This window comes from Pseudomonas kribbensis (genome assembly GCF_003352185.1).
GTDB classification, from domain to species: Bacteria; Pseudomonadota; Gammaproteobacteria; order Pseudomonadales; family Pseudomonadaceae; genus Aquipseudomonas; species Aquipseudomonas kribbensis.
This window is the reverse complement of sequence record NZ_CP029608.1, coordinates 4,347,969-4,364,709: the sequence shown is the minus strand read 5'-3', so window position 1 is coordinate 4,364,709 and position 16,741 is coordinate 4,347,969. Positions and strand designations below refer to the sequence as shown.

Annotated in this window: 5 protein-coding genes; 4 read left to right on the top strand and 1 reads right to left on the bottom strand. The window is 62.6% G+C overall.

Features of this window, described 5'->3' with window-relative positions:
• The first annotated feature begins 87 nt into the window (after window positions 1-87).
• The 3 genes from DLD99_RS19820 (at window position 88) to DLD99_RS19810 (ending at window position 2,702) form a co-directional block, all read left to right on the top strand.
• The gene (locus DLD99_RS19820) at window positions 88-711 is read left to right on the top strand and encodes a TetR/AcrR family transcriptional regulator (RefSeq protein WP_114884503.1); all 624 of its coding nucleotides are present in this window, start codon (window positions 88-90) and stop codon (window positions 709-711) included.
• Between the two features lie 92 nt (window positions 712-803).
• Window positions 804-1,601 (top strand): substrate-binding periplasmic protein, encoded by a 798-nt coding sequence (locus DLD99_RS19815; RefSeq protein ID WP_114884501.1) that lies wholly within the window; start codon window positions 804-806, stop codon window positions 1,599-1,601.
• An 87-nt stretch (window positions 1,602-1,688) separates the two neighbouring features.
• A complete protein-coding gene (locus tag DLD99_RS19810) occupies window positions 1,689-2,702 on the top strand; it encodes a GNAT family N-acetyltransferase (RefSeq protein WP_114884499.1) in 1,014 nt (337 codons plus the stop codon).
• 71 nt (window positions 2,703-2,773) lie between these two features.
• On the opposite strand, the gene DLD99_RS19805 is transcribed toward DLD99_RS19810, so the two are convergent.
• Entirely contained in the window at window positions 2,774-3,328 is a 555-nt protein-coding gene (locus tag DLD99_RS19805) for an RNA polymerase factor sigma-70 (RefSeq protein WP_007955779.1), read from the bottom strand.
• A 380-nt stretch (window positions 3,329-3,708) separates the two neighbouring features.
• On the opposite strand from DLD99_RS19805, the gene DLD99_RS19800 reads away from it, so the two are divergent.
• Entirely contained in the window at window positions 3,709-16,707 is a 12,999-nt protein-coding gene (locus DLD99_RS19800) for a non-ribosomal peptide synthetase (RefSeq protein WP_114884497.1), read from the top strand.
• Window positions 16,708-16,741 lie beyond the last annotated feature (34 nt).

Sequence of the window (16,741 nt, the reverse complement as noted above, 5' to 3'; positions counted from 1 at the left end):
GCTTGGTCGCGGCCGGCGGCTTAAATTGCCCGCGCAACCCTGCGGTTTCAGGGCGGCAGACGACTGAACGACTGTAGGAGAGAACGGGTGGACGAGCAAAAAGCCCTGAAGGTGATGCGCGAACTGGTCGACGAAGGCCAGTTGACCGACCCGGACAGCGCTCGCGGCAAATTGCTGCAAGTGGCGGCCCACCTGTTTCGCAACAAGGGCTACGAACGCACCACGGTGCGCGACCTGGCCGGCGCCGTGGGCATTCAGTCGGGCAGCATCTTTCATCACTTCAAGAGCAAGGATGAAATCCTGCGTGCAGTGATGGAAGAAACCATCCGCTACAACACCGCGCTGATGCGCGCGGCCCTGGCCGATGCGGCCAAGGTGCGCGAGCGGGTGCTGGCGCTGATCCGCTGCGAATTGCAGTCGATCATGGGCGGCAGCGGCGAAGCGATGGCGGTGCTGGTGTACGAATGGCGCTCGCTGTCCGAAGACGGTCAGGCCAGGGTGCTGGCGTTGCGTGACATCTATGAGGACATCTGGCTGCAAGTGCTGGGCGAAGCCAAAGAAGCGGGGTTCATTCGCGGCGATGTGTTCATTACCCGACGTTTTCTCACGGGCGCATTGTCCTGGACCACCACCTGGTTCCGCGCCGGCGGCAGTCTGAGCCTCGATCAACTGGCTGAAGAGGCGTTGATTCTGGTGCTCGAAGAGCGCTAATCGCTTTCTATCGGCCCGGGAAACTGGCTAACTGGGCGAAACCGCCTAGCTTGAATGCATGCAACGGTACTTTTTTCGGGGAGTGGGGTGTTTTGAAGTCTTTGCCAGATCGGACGGCCGCGGGGCTGATGCTCGCAGCGCTGGCTGCACTATGGGTATTGCCCGCTCAGGCGGTGCAAGTGGTTCGGGTGGGCGCGGCGCATTTTCCGCCTTATACCATTCGCCCGGAAAACGGCGCCGACACCGGTCTGCTGCCGGAACTGGTCGAGGCATTGAACCACTCGCAGAGCGACTATCGTTTCGAGCTTGTCCCCACCTCGATTCCGCGGCGGTTCGGCGATTTCAAGGAAGGTCGCACGGACATGGCGATCTTCGAGAACCCGGACTGGGGCTGGAAAGACATTCCCCACACCACGGTCGACATGGGGCTGGAAGACGCAGAGATTTTCGTCGCGCAGAAAGAACCCGGTCGCCAGCAGAATTACTTCGCCGATCTCAAGGGCAAACGGCTGGCACTGTACAGCGGCTATCACTACGAATTCGCCAACTTCAATGCCGACCCCAAGTACCTCGCTGAAACTTACAACGCGACACTGACCTACTCCCACGACAGCAACCTGTTGATGGTACTGCGCGGTCGGGCGGACATTGCACTGGTGACTCGCTCCTATCTGTTCGATTACCTGCTGCGCAACGAAAAAGTGCGTGACGAATTGCTGGTGTCGCAACGTATTGACCAGATCTACCACCATTACGCGATTCTAAGCCCGAAAGCGCCGATCACCGGCGAAGCATTCGGCAAACTGCTGCAAGGGCTGCGCGACAACGGCCAGATGCTGAAGATCTTCGATCCGTACAAGATTGCCGTGGTGCCTGTGCCTCGCCCATGACCTGCGGTTTTTCCCGCATGGCCTAAATTTCCCGCTTCGGCTCACGTCCCATCGTTGAACTGTCGACGATTATCGTGAGCCCGACCCATGTCCAATCTGAATGACCTGACTGCCCTGGCCTTGCCTTCGGGCAGTCAACTGATAGCCGATGCCACCGAAAGCCGTCTGAGCCTCAGCCTGGACGGGCAACCGCTGATTCGCCTGCGCCTCGATCGTGAAGAGCAGGGGCCGATCCAGATCGATGAACGTTATGCGCTGCCGCCAGGCCAGGCGCTGTGGGCGGCCTGTTATTGGCTGTTCGCCCGGGATCCGGCACGTCAGCAATTGATCTGGCAACTGGATCAGCCGCCGACCGAAGCCTTGCTCAGCGGCTTGCTAGTGAGCACCGACGTGGCGGGTGAATACCGCTGCGAGCGCACGTTGTTCTGGCAACTGCCGCAGCCTTGGTTGGGTACCTCATTGACCGGCAGCTACCCGCAGCAGATGGTCATCAGCAACGGCAAGCGCCATCCGCTGCGCCCGGTCAAACCGCGGGGTGAGGTCTATCGACGTTTCGATGCGCGCCTAGGTGCATGGATTTCCCTGCGAACGGTCGAGATCGAGCAGGATCTTGCGCGTTTCAATCGCTGGCAGAACAGTCCGCGAGTCGCCAGTTTCTGGCAGGAAGAGGGCAGCCTCGAACAGCATCGCGAGTACCTGAGCAAGCTCGACGCCGATCCGCACACTCTGACGCTGATCGGGTGTTTCGACGATCAGCCGTTCGCTTACTTCGAAGCCTACTGGGCCAAGGAAGATCGCATCGCGCCGTTCTACGATGCCGATGATTACGATCGTGGCATTCACATGCTGGTCGGTGAGGAAGACCATCGCGGCCCGCACAAAGTGGCGAGCTGGCTTTCGGCGCTGGTGCATTACCTGTTTCTGGATGATCCTCGTACGCAGCGCGTCGTCGCCGAGCCGCGTGCCGACAACGCGAAGATGATCGGCCACATGCACAATCAGTGCTTCCACTGCGAAAAGGAATTCGATTTCCCGCACAAGCGCGCGGCGCTGATGATCCTGGGGCGCGAGCGGTTCTTCGACCGGTGCACGCTGGTGTGACATTTTGCTGAAAACAAAAAAGATCGCAGCCCTTCGACGAAGGCTGCGATCTTTTTTTGGGCGGTGTGCTGTCAGCGACGGTTTGCCGACACTGCATCAGCGCGGCTGCCCGACACCTTGCGGCAGTGCACCAGCGCATCACGAATCATGAAGTTGACCAGGGTCGGCGAAACGCCGAGTTCCTTGGCGATGTCCTTTTGCGGCACACCGTGCAAACGGTACATCTCGAACGCATAGCGGGTGCGGACCGGCAGCTCGGTCAGCGCGTCGGCGATGTGTTCCAGGGTCGAGAAGTTGATGTGTGAGGTTTCCGGCGAAGCGCCCTGAATGACCACGTTCAACCCTTCCTCCTCGGGGCCGGCGTACTTCTGCTCCAGCGCCTGTTTGCGGTAGTGATCGATGGCCAGATTGCGCACGATCTGGAACAGATAACTCAGCTGGGCCTTGATCGACGACGTGATCGGCGGCGCCGACTGCAGTCGGAAGAACGCATCCTGCACCACATCTTCGGCGCGTGAACGGCAGCCGGTAATGCGGGCTGCAATCTTGACCAGAATCAGTCGATTGTCGACGAATGCCTGAAGTAGCGGTGAATCGCACCTGCTTGTGGATACTTGTTCCGTCATGGAAATCACCTTGCTGCCAATAGGTTAGTGGGACGCCTGGGGGACGGGGCCGTCCTACACATCGAGCGACAAATTATGTTGAATGATAATGATTGTCAATTGAGAAAGAGAACTAATGATCCATAACGGTGCGATCTGAGAACTGCGACACGCCGCCGCACTCGTCCATGCGCCCAGCCCCATTGGCGATCCAGCCTGCCGACTAATTATTTCAAGACGTCATCCGTTCTCATTGGTGAATGGATCCGGGTACGCAGCCCCGGACCTACCGCATTCCAATGCCTTGCACGGTCGGCGAAGACCGTGCCCCGCATGCCTCTCATGGGCGTGCCGCAGCCAACCCGATTCCACCAGCAAGCCGAATTCAGGCAGGAAACCTCATGACCGACGCGTTCGAACTCCCCAGCACCCTGGTCCAAGCCCTCCAGCAACGCGCGGCCCTGACGCCGGATCGGCTGGCCTTGCGCTTTCTCGCTGAAACCGAGGAACAGGCTGTGGTGCTCAGTTACCGCGAACTCGATCAGCGCGCCCGCACCATCGCTGCGGCGTTGCAGGCGGAGGCCGGATTTGGCGATCGCGCCGTGCTGCTGTTCCCGAGTGGCCCGGATTACGTCGCGGCGTTTTTCGGTTGCCTGTACGCGGGCGTGATCGCGGTGCCGGCCTATCCGCCGGAGTCGGCCAAACGTCACCATCAAGAGCGCCTGCTGTCGATCATTGCCGACGCCGAGCCGCGATTGCTGCTGACCAGCGCCGACCTGCGTGACGCCTTGCAGCAAATCGAAGGCGCGCCGCCGCTGCTGTGCGTCGACATCCTCGACAATGCGCTGGCCGAGCGTTGGGTCGAACCGACCTTGCCGCAAGACCACATCGCCTTTCTGCAATACACCTCCGGCTCAACCGCGCTGCCCAAAGGCGTGCAGGTCAGCCACGGCAACCTGGTGGCCAATGAGCTGTTGATCCGCCACGGTTTCGGCATCGACGTGAACCCCGACGACGTAATCGTCAGCTGGCTGCCGCTGTACCACGACATGGGGCTGATCGGCGGTCTGCTGCAACCAATCTTCAGCGGCGTGCCGTGCATCCTGATGTCGCCGGCGTACTTCCTCGGCCGGCCATTGCGCTGGCTCGAAGCGATCAGCCAATACGGCGGCACCATCAGCGGCGGGCCGGATTTTGCGTATCGACTGTGCAGCGAGCGGGTCAGCGAGTCAGCGCTGGAGCGTCTCGACCTGAGCCGCTGGCGCGTGGCCTATTCCGGCTCCGAGCCGATCCGTCTCGACACCCTCGAACGCTTCGCCGAAAAATTCACCCCGTGCGGTTTCAGCGAAAGCAGCTTCATGGCGTCCTACGGTCTGGCGGAAGCGACCCTGTTCGTCGCCGGCACACCGCGCGGCACCGGCATTCCTGCGCTGCACGTGGACGATCAAGCCCTGGCACAGAACCGTGCCGAAGCGGGCGAGGGCAGCCCGATCATGAGTTGCGGCATCAGTCAGCCCGATCATGCGGTGCTGATCGTCGAGCCGGGCAGCCTCGAAGAACTGGCCGACAACGCCGTCGGTGAAGTCTGGGCCACCGGCCCGAGCATCGCCCTCGGCTACTGGCGCAATCCGGAGGCGACTGCCAAGACTTTCGTCCAGCACGCCGGCCAGACCTGGCTGCGCACCGGTGACCTGGGCTTCATCCGCGACGGCGAACTGTTCATCACCGGTCGCCTGAAAGACATGCTGATCGTGCGCGGTCACAACCTCTATCCGCAGGACATCGAGAAAACAGTCGAGAACGAAGTGGAGGTGGTGCGCAAGGGCCGTGTCGCCGCGTTCGCGGTCAATCAGAACGGCGAAGAAGGTATTGGCATCGCGGCGGAAATCAGCCGCAGCGTGCAGAAGATTCTGCCGCCCGAAGCGCTGATCAAAGCCATCCGCCAAGCTGTGGCCGAGGCCTATCAGGAAGCACCGAGCGTGGTGGTGCTGCTCAATCCGGGCGCATTGCCGAAGACTTCCAGCGGCAAGCTGCAACGTTCGGCCTGCCGCAATCGTCTGGCTGACGGCAGCCTCGACAGCTACGCGGTGTTCCCGTCGGCCACAGCTGAAACCAGCGAGTCGACCGCGTCTGCCTCCGAGCTGGAAGCGCTGATTGGCAAAATCTGGGCCGAGCAACTCAACGTCAAACAGGTCAACGCCGACGATCACTTCTTCCTGCTCGGCGGCAACTCGATTGCCGCGACTCAGGTGATCGCCAAGGTCCGTGAAGAGCTGGGCCTGGAGCTGAACCTGCGTCTGCTGTTCGAAGCGCCGACCCTGTCCGCGTTCGCCGCAGCCGTGGCGCAACAGCAACAGGACGGCGGCAGCGCCCAAGGCGAAATCACCGCACTGTCGCGCACCGAAGCACTGCCGCAATCGCTGGCGCAAAACCGTCTGTGGATCACCTGGCAACTCGATCCGCACAGCAGCGCCTACAACATTCCCGGTGCTTTGCGTCTGCGCGGCGAACTGGACGAAGACGCCCTGCGCGCCAGTTTCCAGCAACTGATCGAACGCCACGAATCCCTGCGGACGCGCTTCTTCGAACGCGACGGCGTGGCCCTGCAACAGGTCGAAGCGGCGGGTGAATTCAACCTGCAACTGATCGACATCAGCGACCTGCCGGCCAGCGAGCGTGAAGCCCGCGCACAACAGATCCGCGAAGACGAAGCCCGCACCCAGTTCGATCTGGAGAAAGGCCCGTTGCTGTGGGTGACGCTGGTTCGCCTTGACGACGAAGATCACCAACTGCTGGTGACGATGCACCACATCATCGCCGACGGCTGGTCGCTGAATGTGTTGATCGACGAGTTCTCGCGCCTGTATGCCGCCGCGTCCCAAGGCCAGCGTGCCGAACTCGCGCCGCTGCCCACCCAATACGCCGACTACGGCAGCTGGCAGCGCCAGTGGCTGGCGCAAGGCGAGGGCGAGCGACAACTGGCGTACTGGAAATCCCAGTTGGGTGATGAGCATCCGACGCTGGAACTGGCGACTGACCATCCGCGTTCTGCCAAGCAAAAGCACAGCGCCGCACGCCACAGCGTTCGTCTGGGAATCAGCCTCAGCGACGCCATTCGCCAGACTGCCCAAACCCATCAATCCACACCGTTCATGCTGCTGCTCTCTGCGTTCCAGAGCCTGCTGCACCGCTACAGCGGCCAGCGCGACATTCGCATCGGTGTGCCCAACGCCAACCGTCCGCGTCTGGAAACCCAGGGCCTGATCGGCTTCTTCATCAACACCCAAGTGCTGCGCGCCGACGTCGATTCGCGTCTGCCGTTCACCGAACTGCTGGCGCAAACCCGCCAGGCTGCGCTCGGTGCCCAGGCCAATCAGGACCTGCCGTTCGAACAACTGCTCGAAGCCTTCCCGCAGGCCCGCGAACAAGGTCTGTTCCAGGTCATGTTCAACCATCAGCAACGCGACTTGAGCGCGCTCAAGCGTCTGCCAGGCCTGCTCGCCGAAGAACTGCCGTGGCACAGCCGCGAGGCCAAGTTCGATCTGCAACTGCACAGCGAAGAAGACCGCAATGGTCGCCTGACGCTGTCGTTCGACTACGCCGATGAGTTGTTCGATGCTGCGACCATCGAGCGTCTGGCCGAGCATTTCAGCAACCTGTTGCGGGCTGTCTGCGAACGTCCGGAGCAGGCCATCGGTGACCTGCCGCTGCTGACCGCCACCGAACACACTCAGCAAAACGCGTGGAGCATCGCCCCGTGCAACCCGGCGCAGCAATGGTTGCCGGAATTGCTGAATGAACAAGCACGACAGACGCCTGATCGCACCGCGCTGGTATGGGACGGCGGTAGTCTCGACTTCGCCGAACTGCACGCCCAGGCCAACCGTCTGGCCCATTACCTGCGCGACAAAGGCGTCGGTCCGGACGTGTGCGTGGCCATTGCCGCCGAGCGTTCGCCGCAACTGCTGATCGGCCTGCTGGCGATCATCAAGGCCGGCGGCGCCTACGTGCCGCTGGACCCGGATTACCCGGCCGATCGCCTGGCCTACATGCTCAGCGACAGCGGTGTCGAATTGCTCCTGACCCAGACTGCATTGCTCGACCGCTTGCCGGCCAGCGAAGGCGTCAGTGTCATCGCCATGGACACCCTGCACCTGGAGAACTGGCCGAGCCAGACACCGGGCCTGCACCTGCACGGCGATAATCTCGCCTATGTGATTTACACCTCCGGTTCCACCGGCCAGCCGAAAGGCGTGGGCAACACTCACGCGGCGCTGGCTGAACGTCTGCAATGGATGCAGGACACCTATCGCCTGAACGACACCGATGTGCTGATGCAAAAGGCGCCGATCAGTTTCGACGTGTCGGTGTGGGAATGCTTCTGGCCGCTGATCACTGGCGCGCGCCTGCTGATCGCCGGCCCCGGTGAGCACCGTGATCCGCATCGCATCGCGCAGCTTGTTCAAGCATATGGCGTGACCACGTTGCACTTCGTGCCGCCGCTGCTTTCGCTGTTCATCGACGAGCCGTTGAGCGCCGAGTGCACCAGCCTGCGTCGCGTGTTCTCCGGCGGTGAAGCGCTGCCGGCGGAACTGCGCAATCGCGTTTTGGCGCAACTGCCGGCGGTGCAACTGCACAACCGTTATGGCCCGACCGAAACCGCGATCAACGTCACCCACTGGCATTGCAGCGTGGCCGACGGCGAGCGTTCGCCGATTGGTCGTCCGCTGGGCAACGTGGTCTGCCGCGTGCTCGACAGCGATCTCAATCCAGTGCCGGCCGGTGTGCCGGGTGAGCTGTGCATCAGCGGCATCGGCCTGGCCCGTGGTTACCTCGGTCGCCCGGCGCTGACCGCCGAACGTTTTGTGGTCGATCCGCTGGGCGAGCAGGGCGCACGTCTGTACCGCACCGGTGACCGTGCACGCTGGACCCACGATGGCGTGATCGAATACCTCGGCCGTCTCGATCAGCAGGTCAAACTGCGCGGCTTCCGCGTCGAGCCGGAAGAGATCGAAGCGCGTCTGCTGGCTCAGGACGGCGTCGCTCAGGCCGCCGTGCTGGTGCGCGAAACCGTCGCCGGCCCGCAACTGATCGGCTACTTCACCGCCACCGACACCAAGGAAGATCAGGACGCGCAAACCGCTCGCCTGAAAACCGCACTGGCTGCCGAACTGCCGGAATACATGGTCCCGGCACAACTGATGCGTCTGGACGCCATGCCCCTGAGCCCGAGCGGCAAACTCGACCGCCGCGCCTTGCCCGAGCCGCAGTGGCAGGTGCGTGAACACGTCGAGCCTGTGACCGAGCTGGAACAACAGATCGCAGCCATCTGGCGCGAAGTGCTGGGCCTGAAACAGGTCGGCCTGCGCGACGACTTTTTCGCTCTTGGTGGTCACTCGCTGCTGGCCACGCAAATCATCTCCCGCACCCGTCAGGCCTGCGACGTGGAGCTGCCGCTACGTGCCTTGTTTGAACACAGCGAACTGGGTGATTTCGCCGAGCAGATCCGCCAGATCCAGGCCAGCGGCCGCACCAACAAACAGCCACCGATCGACAAGGTCGACCGCAGTCAACCGGTGCCGCTGTCCTATTCCCAGCAACGCATGTGGTTCCTCTGGCAGATGGAGCCGGATAGCCCGGCGTACAACGTCGGCGGCATGGCGCGCCTGCGGGGCGTGCTGGATGTCGGGCGTTTCGAGTCGGCGCTGCAAGCGCTGATCCTGCGCCACGAAACCCTGCGCACCACGTTCCCGAGCATCGATGGCGTGGCCCGTCAGCAGGTGCATGCCGAGACCGGCGTGCGCATGGACTGGAAGGATTTCTCAAAACTCGCCGCCGACGTGCGCGAGCAAAAAGTCCAGCAACTGGCTGACGACGAAGCGCATCTGCCGTTCGATCTGGAAACCGGCCCGCTGCTGCGCGCCTGCCTGGTCAAGACCGCCGAGCACGAGCATTACTTCGTCCTGACCCTGCACCACATCGTCACCGAAGGCTGGGCGATGGACATCTTCGCCCGGGAACTCAGCGCGCTGTACGAAGCGTTTGTCGATGATCGCGATTCACCGCTGGAACCGTTGCCGGTGCAGTACCTCGACTACAGTGTGTGGCAGCGCAACTGGCTGGAGTCCGGCGAGCGTCAGCGTCAGCTCGACTACTGGACCGCGCAACTGGGGCGCGAACATCCGCTGCTGGAATTGCCGGGCGACCGTCCGCGTCCGCCGGTGCAAAGCCACCAGGGCGAGTTGTTCCGTTTCGACCTGAGCTATGACCTTGCCGCACGGGTCCGGGCGTTCAACGCGCAGAACGGTCTGACCCTGTTCATGACCATGACCGCTGCCCTCGCGACCTTGCTTTACCGCTACAGCGGCCAGACCGATCTGCGCATCGGCGCGCCGGTGGCCAACCGTATCCGTCCGGAAAGCGAAGGCTTGATCGGTGCGTTCCTCAACACTCAAGTGCTGCGTTGCCAGCTCGACGGCCAGATGTCGGTCGGCGAGTTGTTCGAGCAAGTGCGTCACACCGTGATCGAAGGCCAGTCCCATCAGGACCTGCCGTTCGATCATCTGGTTGAAGCGTTGCAGCCACCGCGCAGCGCCGCGTACAACCCGCTGTTCCAGGTGATGTGCAACGTGCAGCGCTGGGAATTCCAGCAGAGCCGCATGCTCGCCGGCATGACTGTCGAGTACCTGGCCAACGATGCGCGGGCGACCAAATTCGACCTCAACCTGGAAGTCACCGACCTCGACCATCGCCTCGGTTGCTGCCTGACTTACAGCACCGACCTGTTTGACGAGCCGACCATCGCTCGCATGGCCAAGCACTGGCGCAATCTGCTGGAAGCGTTGATCGCCGACCCACAGCAACGCCTCAGCGAACTGCCGCTGCTCGACGCCCCGGAGCAACAACAATTGCTCGACAGCCTCGGCGTCGAGCCGGGCGAGCATCGTCTCGACCAATGCATCCACCACCTTTTCGCCGAACAGGCGCTGGCGCGCAAGGACGCACCGGCCCTGACCTTCGCCGGGCAGACACTGAGCTACGCCGAGCTCGACGCCCGTGCCAATCGTCTGGCCTGGGCGCTGCGCGAGCGCGGTGTCGGTCCGCAAGTGCGGGTCGGTCTGGCGCTGGAGCGTTCGCTGGAAATGGTCGTCGGCCTGCTGGCGATCCTCAAGGCCGGCGGCGCCTATGTGCCGCTGGACCCGGAATACCCGCTCGACCGTCTGCATTACATGATCGAAGACAGCCGCGTCGGCCTGCTGCTCAGCGACCGCGCGATGTTCAAGGCCCTCGGCGAATTGCCGTCGAACGTGGCGCGCTGGTGCCTGGAAGACGACAGCGTGGCGCTGGCCGATTACCCGGCCACCGAACTTCCGTTCATCAGCCTGCCGCAGCATCAGGCGTACCTGATCTACACCTCGGGTTCCACCGGCAAGCCGAAAGGCGTGGTGGTGTCCCACGGCGAAATCGCCATGCACTGCCAGGCGGTGATCGAGCGCTTCGGCATGCGTCCGGACGACTGCGAACTGCACTTCTATTCGATCAACTTCGACGCCGCCACCGAGCGCCTGTTGGTACCGCTGCTCAGCGGCGCGCAGGTGGTGCTGCGTGCGCAAGGTCAGTGGGACGCGGAAGAAATCTGCGGCCTGATTCGCGAACATCGGATCAATATTCTCGGTTTCACCCCGAGCTACGGCAGCCAGTTGGCGCAGTTCCTCGCCACGCAAAACGACATCCTGCCAGTGCGCATGATCATCACCGGTGGCGAAGCGCTGACCGGCGAGCACCTGCAGCGGATTCGTGCAGCGTTCAAGCCGACCCTGTTCTTCAACGCCTATGGCCCGACCGAAACCGTGGTCATGCCGCTGGCCAGTCTGGCGCCGGAAGTGTTGGAAGAGGGCGCCGGCAGCGTGCCGATCGGCAGCGTGATCGGTGATCGCGTGGCCTACATTCTCGATGCCGACCTGGCACTGGTGCCGCAAGGTGCGACGGGTGAATTGTTCGTCGGTGGTGCCGGTCTGGCCCAGGGTTATCACGACCGCGCCGGCATCAGCGCCGAGCGTTTTGTCGCTGACCCGTTTGCCGCCGATGGCGGGCGCATGTACCGCACCGGTGACCTGGTGCGCCAGCGTGCCGACGGTCTGGTGGAGTATCTGGGACGGATCGACCATCAGGTGAAAATCCGTGGCTTCCGTATCGAACTGGGCGAGATCGAAACCCGCTTGCTCGATCACGATTCGATTCGTGAAGCGGTGGTGCTGGCGCTGGATGCGCCGAGCGGCAAACAACTGGTCGGCTATCTCGTGACCGAGGTCGCTTCGCGAAGCGAAGCCGAGCAGGCTGCACTGCGTGAAGCCCTCAAGGCACACCTGAAGACGCAACTGCCGGATTACATGGTGCCGACCCATCTGATCCTGCTGGCGAGCATGCCGCTGACCGCCAACGGCAAGCTCGACCGCCGCGCCTTGCCGGCACCGGATCCGGAGCTCAATCGTCAGGATTACGTGGCGCCAAGCAACGAGCTGGAGCAGACCCTGGCGCAGATCTGGTGCGAAGTGCTCAACGTCGAGCAGGTCGGTCTGAACGACAACTTCTTCGAGCTGGGCGGTGACTCGATCCTGTCGATTCAAGTGGTCAGCCGGGCGCGTCAGCAAGGCATTCATTTCAGCCCGCGTGATCTGTTCCAGCACCAGACCGTGCAGACCCTGGCCGCTGTTGCCAGCCGCAGTGAAACCGTGACCGCCGAGCAAGGTCTGGTGTCCGGCGAATCGCGTCTGACCCCGATCCAGCACTGGTTCTTCGACACCGAGATTCCCGAGCGTCAGCACTGGAACCAGGCGTTGCTGCTGGAGCCGACTGTTGTGCTTGAACCGCATCGTCTGGAACAGGCGTTGCTGGCCGTGATCGAGCAGCATGACGCCCTGCGTCTGCGCTTCACCGAGGCCAACGGCACATGGCAAGTAACCCATCAACCGGTCACCGATGCCGCCGTGCTGTGGCAGGTTCGCGTGCAGTCGATGGACAAATGCGCGGCTCTGTTCGCCGACGCCCAGCGCAGTCTCGACCTTGCCCAAGGCCCACTGCTGCGTGCGGTGCTGGTGGATGGACCGGACGGTCAGCAACGGCTGTTCATCGCGATTCATCACCTGGTGGTCGACGGTGTGTCGTGGCGCGTTCTGCTCGATGATTTGCAAACCGTGTATCGCCAACTGGACGCCGATCAGTCGGTGAAACTGCCGGCCAAAACCAGCGCCTTCAAGGACTGGGCGGCGCGCTTGCAGGCTTATGCCGGCAGCGAATCCCTGCGTGAAGAATTGAGCTGGTGGCAGGCGCAACTGGCCGGTCCGACTGCCGATTTGCCGTGCGAGCGTCCTGAGGGCGGTCACGAGAATCGTCACGCGCAAACCGTCAGCGCGCGTCTGGATGCAGAAAAAACCAAACAACTGCTGCAACAGGCACCGAGCGCCTATCGCACGCAGGTCAACGACCTGTTGCTGACCGCACTGGCCCGCGTGCTATGCCGCTGGAGCGGCCAGCCGTCGGCACTGATTCAACTGGAAGGCCATGGCCGCGAAACCCTGTTCGACGAGATCGACCTGACCCGCACCGTCGGCTGGTTCACCAGCGCTTATCCGCTGCGTCTGACCCCGCATAACATCGAAGAAGCCGCCGGGCAGGGCGCTTCGATCAAGGCGATCAAGGAGCAACTGCGTGCCGTGCCGCACAAAGGCCTGGGTTATGGCGTGCTGCGTTATCTGGCCGATGACGCCAGCCGCGCAAGCATGGCGGCATTGCCGAACGCGCCGATCACCTTCAACTACCTCGGCCAGTTCGACCAGAGTTTCGGCAGCGATGCGCTGTTCCGTCCGCTGGATGAATCGGTCGGCGCGGCCCATGATCCGCATGCACCATTGCCGAACGAGTTGAGCGTCGACAGTCAGGTGTACGGCGGGGAACTGCTGTTGCGCTGGACCTTCAGCGCCGAACGCTACGACGCGCAGACCATCAACGAGCTGGCCGATGCCTACGTCGGCGAGTTGCAGAGCCTGATCGAACATTGCCTGCAAGACGAAGCCGGTGGTCTGACGCCGTCGGACTTCCCGCTGGCGAAACTGACCCAGGCGCAACTCGACGCACTGCCGGTGCCGGCGGCGCACATCGAAGACGTGTACCCGCTGACGCCGATGCAGGAGGGCATGCTGCTGCACACCTTGCTCGAACCGGGCACCGGTCTGTACTACATGCAGGATCGCTACCGCATCAATAGCGAACTTGATCCCGAGCGCTTCGCCCAGGCGTGGCAGGCTGTGGTCGCCCGTCATGAAGCGTTGCGTGCGTCGTTCTGCTGGAACGTCGGCGAAGACATGCTGCAAGTGATTCATACGCCGGGTCGCACGCCGATCGAATATCTGGACTGGAGCGCCATCGCAGATGCCGAGCAGGAGCCGAAGCTGCAAGCGCTGCTCAAGACCGAGCGCGAGGCCGGGTTCGATCTGCTCAATCAGGCACCGTTCCACCTGCGCCTGATCAAGGTCGGCGCGGCGCGTTACTGGTTCATGATGAGCAACCACCACATCCTGATCGATGCCTGGTGCCGCTCGCTGCTGATGAACGATTTCTTCGAGATCTACACCGCTCTCGGTGAAGGTCGCGAAGCACAATTGGCGGTGCCACCGCGCTACCGCGATTACATCGGCTGGCTGCAACGCCAGAGCCTGGCCGAGGCGCGTCAGTGGTGGCAGCAGAACCTGCAAGGGTTCGAGCGCACCACGCCGATCCCGAGCGACCGTCCGTTCCTGCGTGAACACGCCGGCGAAAGCGGCGGCATGATCGTCGGCGACCGCCACACCCGACTGAATGTCGAGGATGGTGCCCGTCTGCGTGAGCTGGCCCAGGCCCATCAACTGACCATCAACACCTTCGCCCAGGCGGCGTGGGCGCTGGTGCTGCGCCGCCTGAGCGGTGATCGCGACGTGTTGTTCGGCGTGACCGTGGCCGGGCGCCCGGTGGAAATGCCGGAGATGCAACGCACCGTCGGCCTGTTCATCAACAGCATCGCGCTGCGGGTGCAGATCCCGGCGGACGATCAGCGTGCCAGCGTGCGTCAGTGGCTGAGCGGTCTGCTCGACAGCAACATGCAACTGCGCGAGTACGAATACCTGCCGCTGGTGAACATCCAGGAACAAAGCGAACTGCCGAAAGGCCAGCCGCTGTTCGACAGCCTGTTCGTGTTCGAAAACGCCCCGGTGGAAGTCTCGGTGCTGGACCGTGCGCAGAGCCTCAACGCGACGTCGGATTCGGGCCGTACTCACACCAACTTCCCGCTGACTGCTGTTTGCTACCCCGGCGACGACCTCGGTCTGCACCTGTCCTACGACCAGCGTTATTTCGACGAGTCGACCATCGAACGCATGCTCGGTGAGTTCAAGCGTCTACTGCTGGCATTGGTCGACGGCTTTCATGGCGACATGGCTGACCTGCCGCTGCTGGGCCATGAGGAACAGGATTTCCTGCTCCACGGTTGCAACCAGAGTGAGCACGACTATCCGCTGGAGCAGAGCTACGTCGAACTGTTCGAAGCGCAGGTTGTGCAACATCCGCAACGCATTGTCGCCAGTTGTCTCGATCAACAGTTGAGCTACGAGCAACTGAACGTCAACGCAAACCGACTCGGCCATGCACTGGTCGCGGCCGGGGTGCAGAGGGATCAACCGGTGGCGCTGCTGGGCGAGCGCAATCTGGATCTGCTGGGCATGATCATCGGCAGCTTCAAGGCCGGTGCCGGTTACCTGCCGCTGGATCCGGGCCTGCCGAGCCAGCGTCTGCAACGCATCATTGAGCTCAGCCGCACGCCAGTGCTGGTTTGCACCGAGGCTTGTCTTGAGCAGGCGAAGGCTTTGCTGGATGAGTTCAGCTGCGCCAACCGTCCACGCCTGCTGGTGTGGGAAGAGGTTCAGGCGGGCGCGGTGTCGTTGGCGAATCCGGGCATCTTCAGCGGCCCGGACAACCTGGCCTACGTGATCTACACCTCGGGTTCCACCGGGTTGCCGAAAGGCGTGATGGTCGAGCAGCGCGGCATGCTCAACAACCAGTTGAGCAAGGTGCCTTACTTGAACCTGAGCGACGCCGATGTGATCGCCCAGACCGCGTCGCAAAGCTTCGACATTTCGGTCTGGCAGTTCCTCGCTGCGCCGTTGTTCGGTGCGCGGGTGGACATCGTGCCGAACACCATCGCCCACGATCCGCAAGGTTTGCTGGTGCATGTGCAACAGCAGGGCATCACTGTGCTGGAAAGTGTGCCGTCGCTGATTCAGGGCATGCTGGCTTCGGATCGTTTGAGCCTTGATGGTCTGCGCTGGATGCTGCCGACCGGTGAAGCGATGCCGCCGGAGCTGGCGCACCAATGGCTGCTGCGTTATCCGGAGATCGGTCTGGTCAACGCCTATGGCCCGGCGGAATGCTCGGACGACGTGGCGTTCTTCCGCGTCGACATGGCTTCGACTCGCGGCAGTTATCTGCCGATCGGTACGCCGACCGACAACAACTTGCTGTACCTGCTCGATGGCGCACTGGATCTGGTGCCGCTGGGTGCGGTGGGCGAGTTGTGCGTGGCGGGCACCGGTGTCGGTCGCGGTTATGTCAGTGATCCATTGCGCACCGCACCGGTGTTCGTGCCGAATCCGTTCGGTGCGCCGGGCGAGCGTCTGTACCGCACCGGTGACCTGGCGCGCCGCCGCAGTGACGGCGTGCTGGAATACGTCGGCCGGGTCGACCATCAGGTGAAGATTCGCGGTTACCGGATCGAGCTGGGTGAAATCGAAGCGCGTTTGCATGAACAACCGGAAGTCCGCGATGGCGCGGTCGGTGTGCAGGAAGGGGTGAATGGCAAGCATCTGGTCGGCTACCTTGTCGCCGCAGATTCCGCACTGAACCCTAGTGAACGACTGGAACGAATCAAGCAGCGCCTGCGCGCCGAACTGCCGGAATACATGGTGCCGCTGCATTGGTTGTGGCTCGACCGTCTGCCGCTCAATGCCAACGGCAAACTCGACCGCAAGGCCTTGCCGGCGCTGGAAATCGGCCAGTTGCAGAGCCAGGATTACCTGGCGCCGCGCAGCGAACTGGAGCAAACCCTGGCCGATATCTGGGCCGAGGTGCTGAAGGTCGAGAAAGTCGGCGTACGCGACAACTTCTTCGAACTCGGCGGCCACTCGCTGCTTGCCACACAGATCGCCTCGCGGGTGCAGAAAGCCCTGCAACGGGATGTGCCGCTGCGGGCCATGTTCGAGTGCAGCACGGTGGAGGAACTGGCCGAATACATTGAAGGGCTGGCGGCCAGTGACATTACCGAGGAGAAGGTGGATCGGTTGAATGATCTGATGGCGGAGCTGGAGGGGCTGTAATCTTTAGTGCCTGTGCTGGCCTCATCGCTGGCAA

Excerpts from the sequence above, each read along its gene's own strand:
- DLD99_RS19810 (WP_114884499.1), top strand. The coding sequence starts at position 1,689 with ATGTCCAATCTGAATGACCTGACTGCCCTGGCCTTGCCTTCGGGCAGT.
- DLD99_RS19805 (WP_007955779.1), bottom strand. The coding sequence starts at position 3,328 with ATGACGGAACAAGTATCCACAAGCAGGTGCGATTCACCGCTACTTCAG.
- DLD99_RS19800 (WP_114884497.1), top strand. The coding sequence starts at position 3,709 with ATGACCGACGCGTTCGAACTCCCCAGCACCCTGGTCCAAGCCCTCCAG.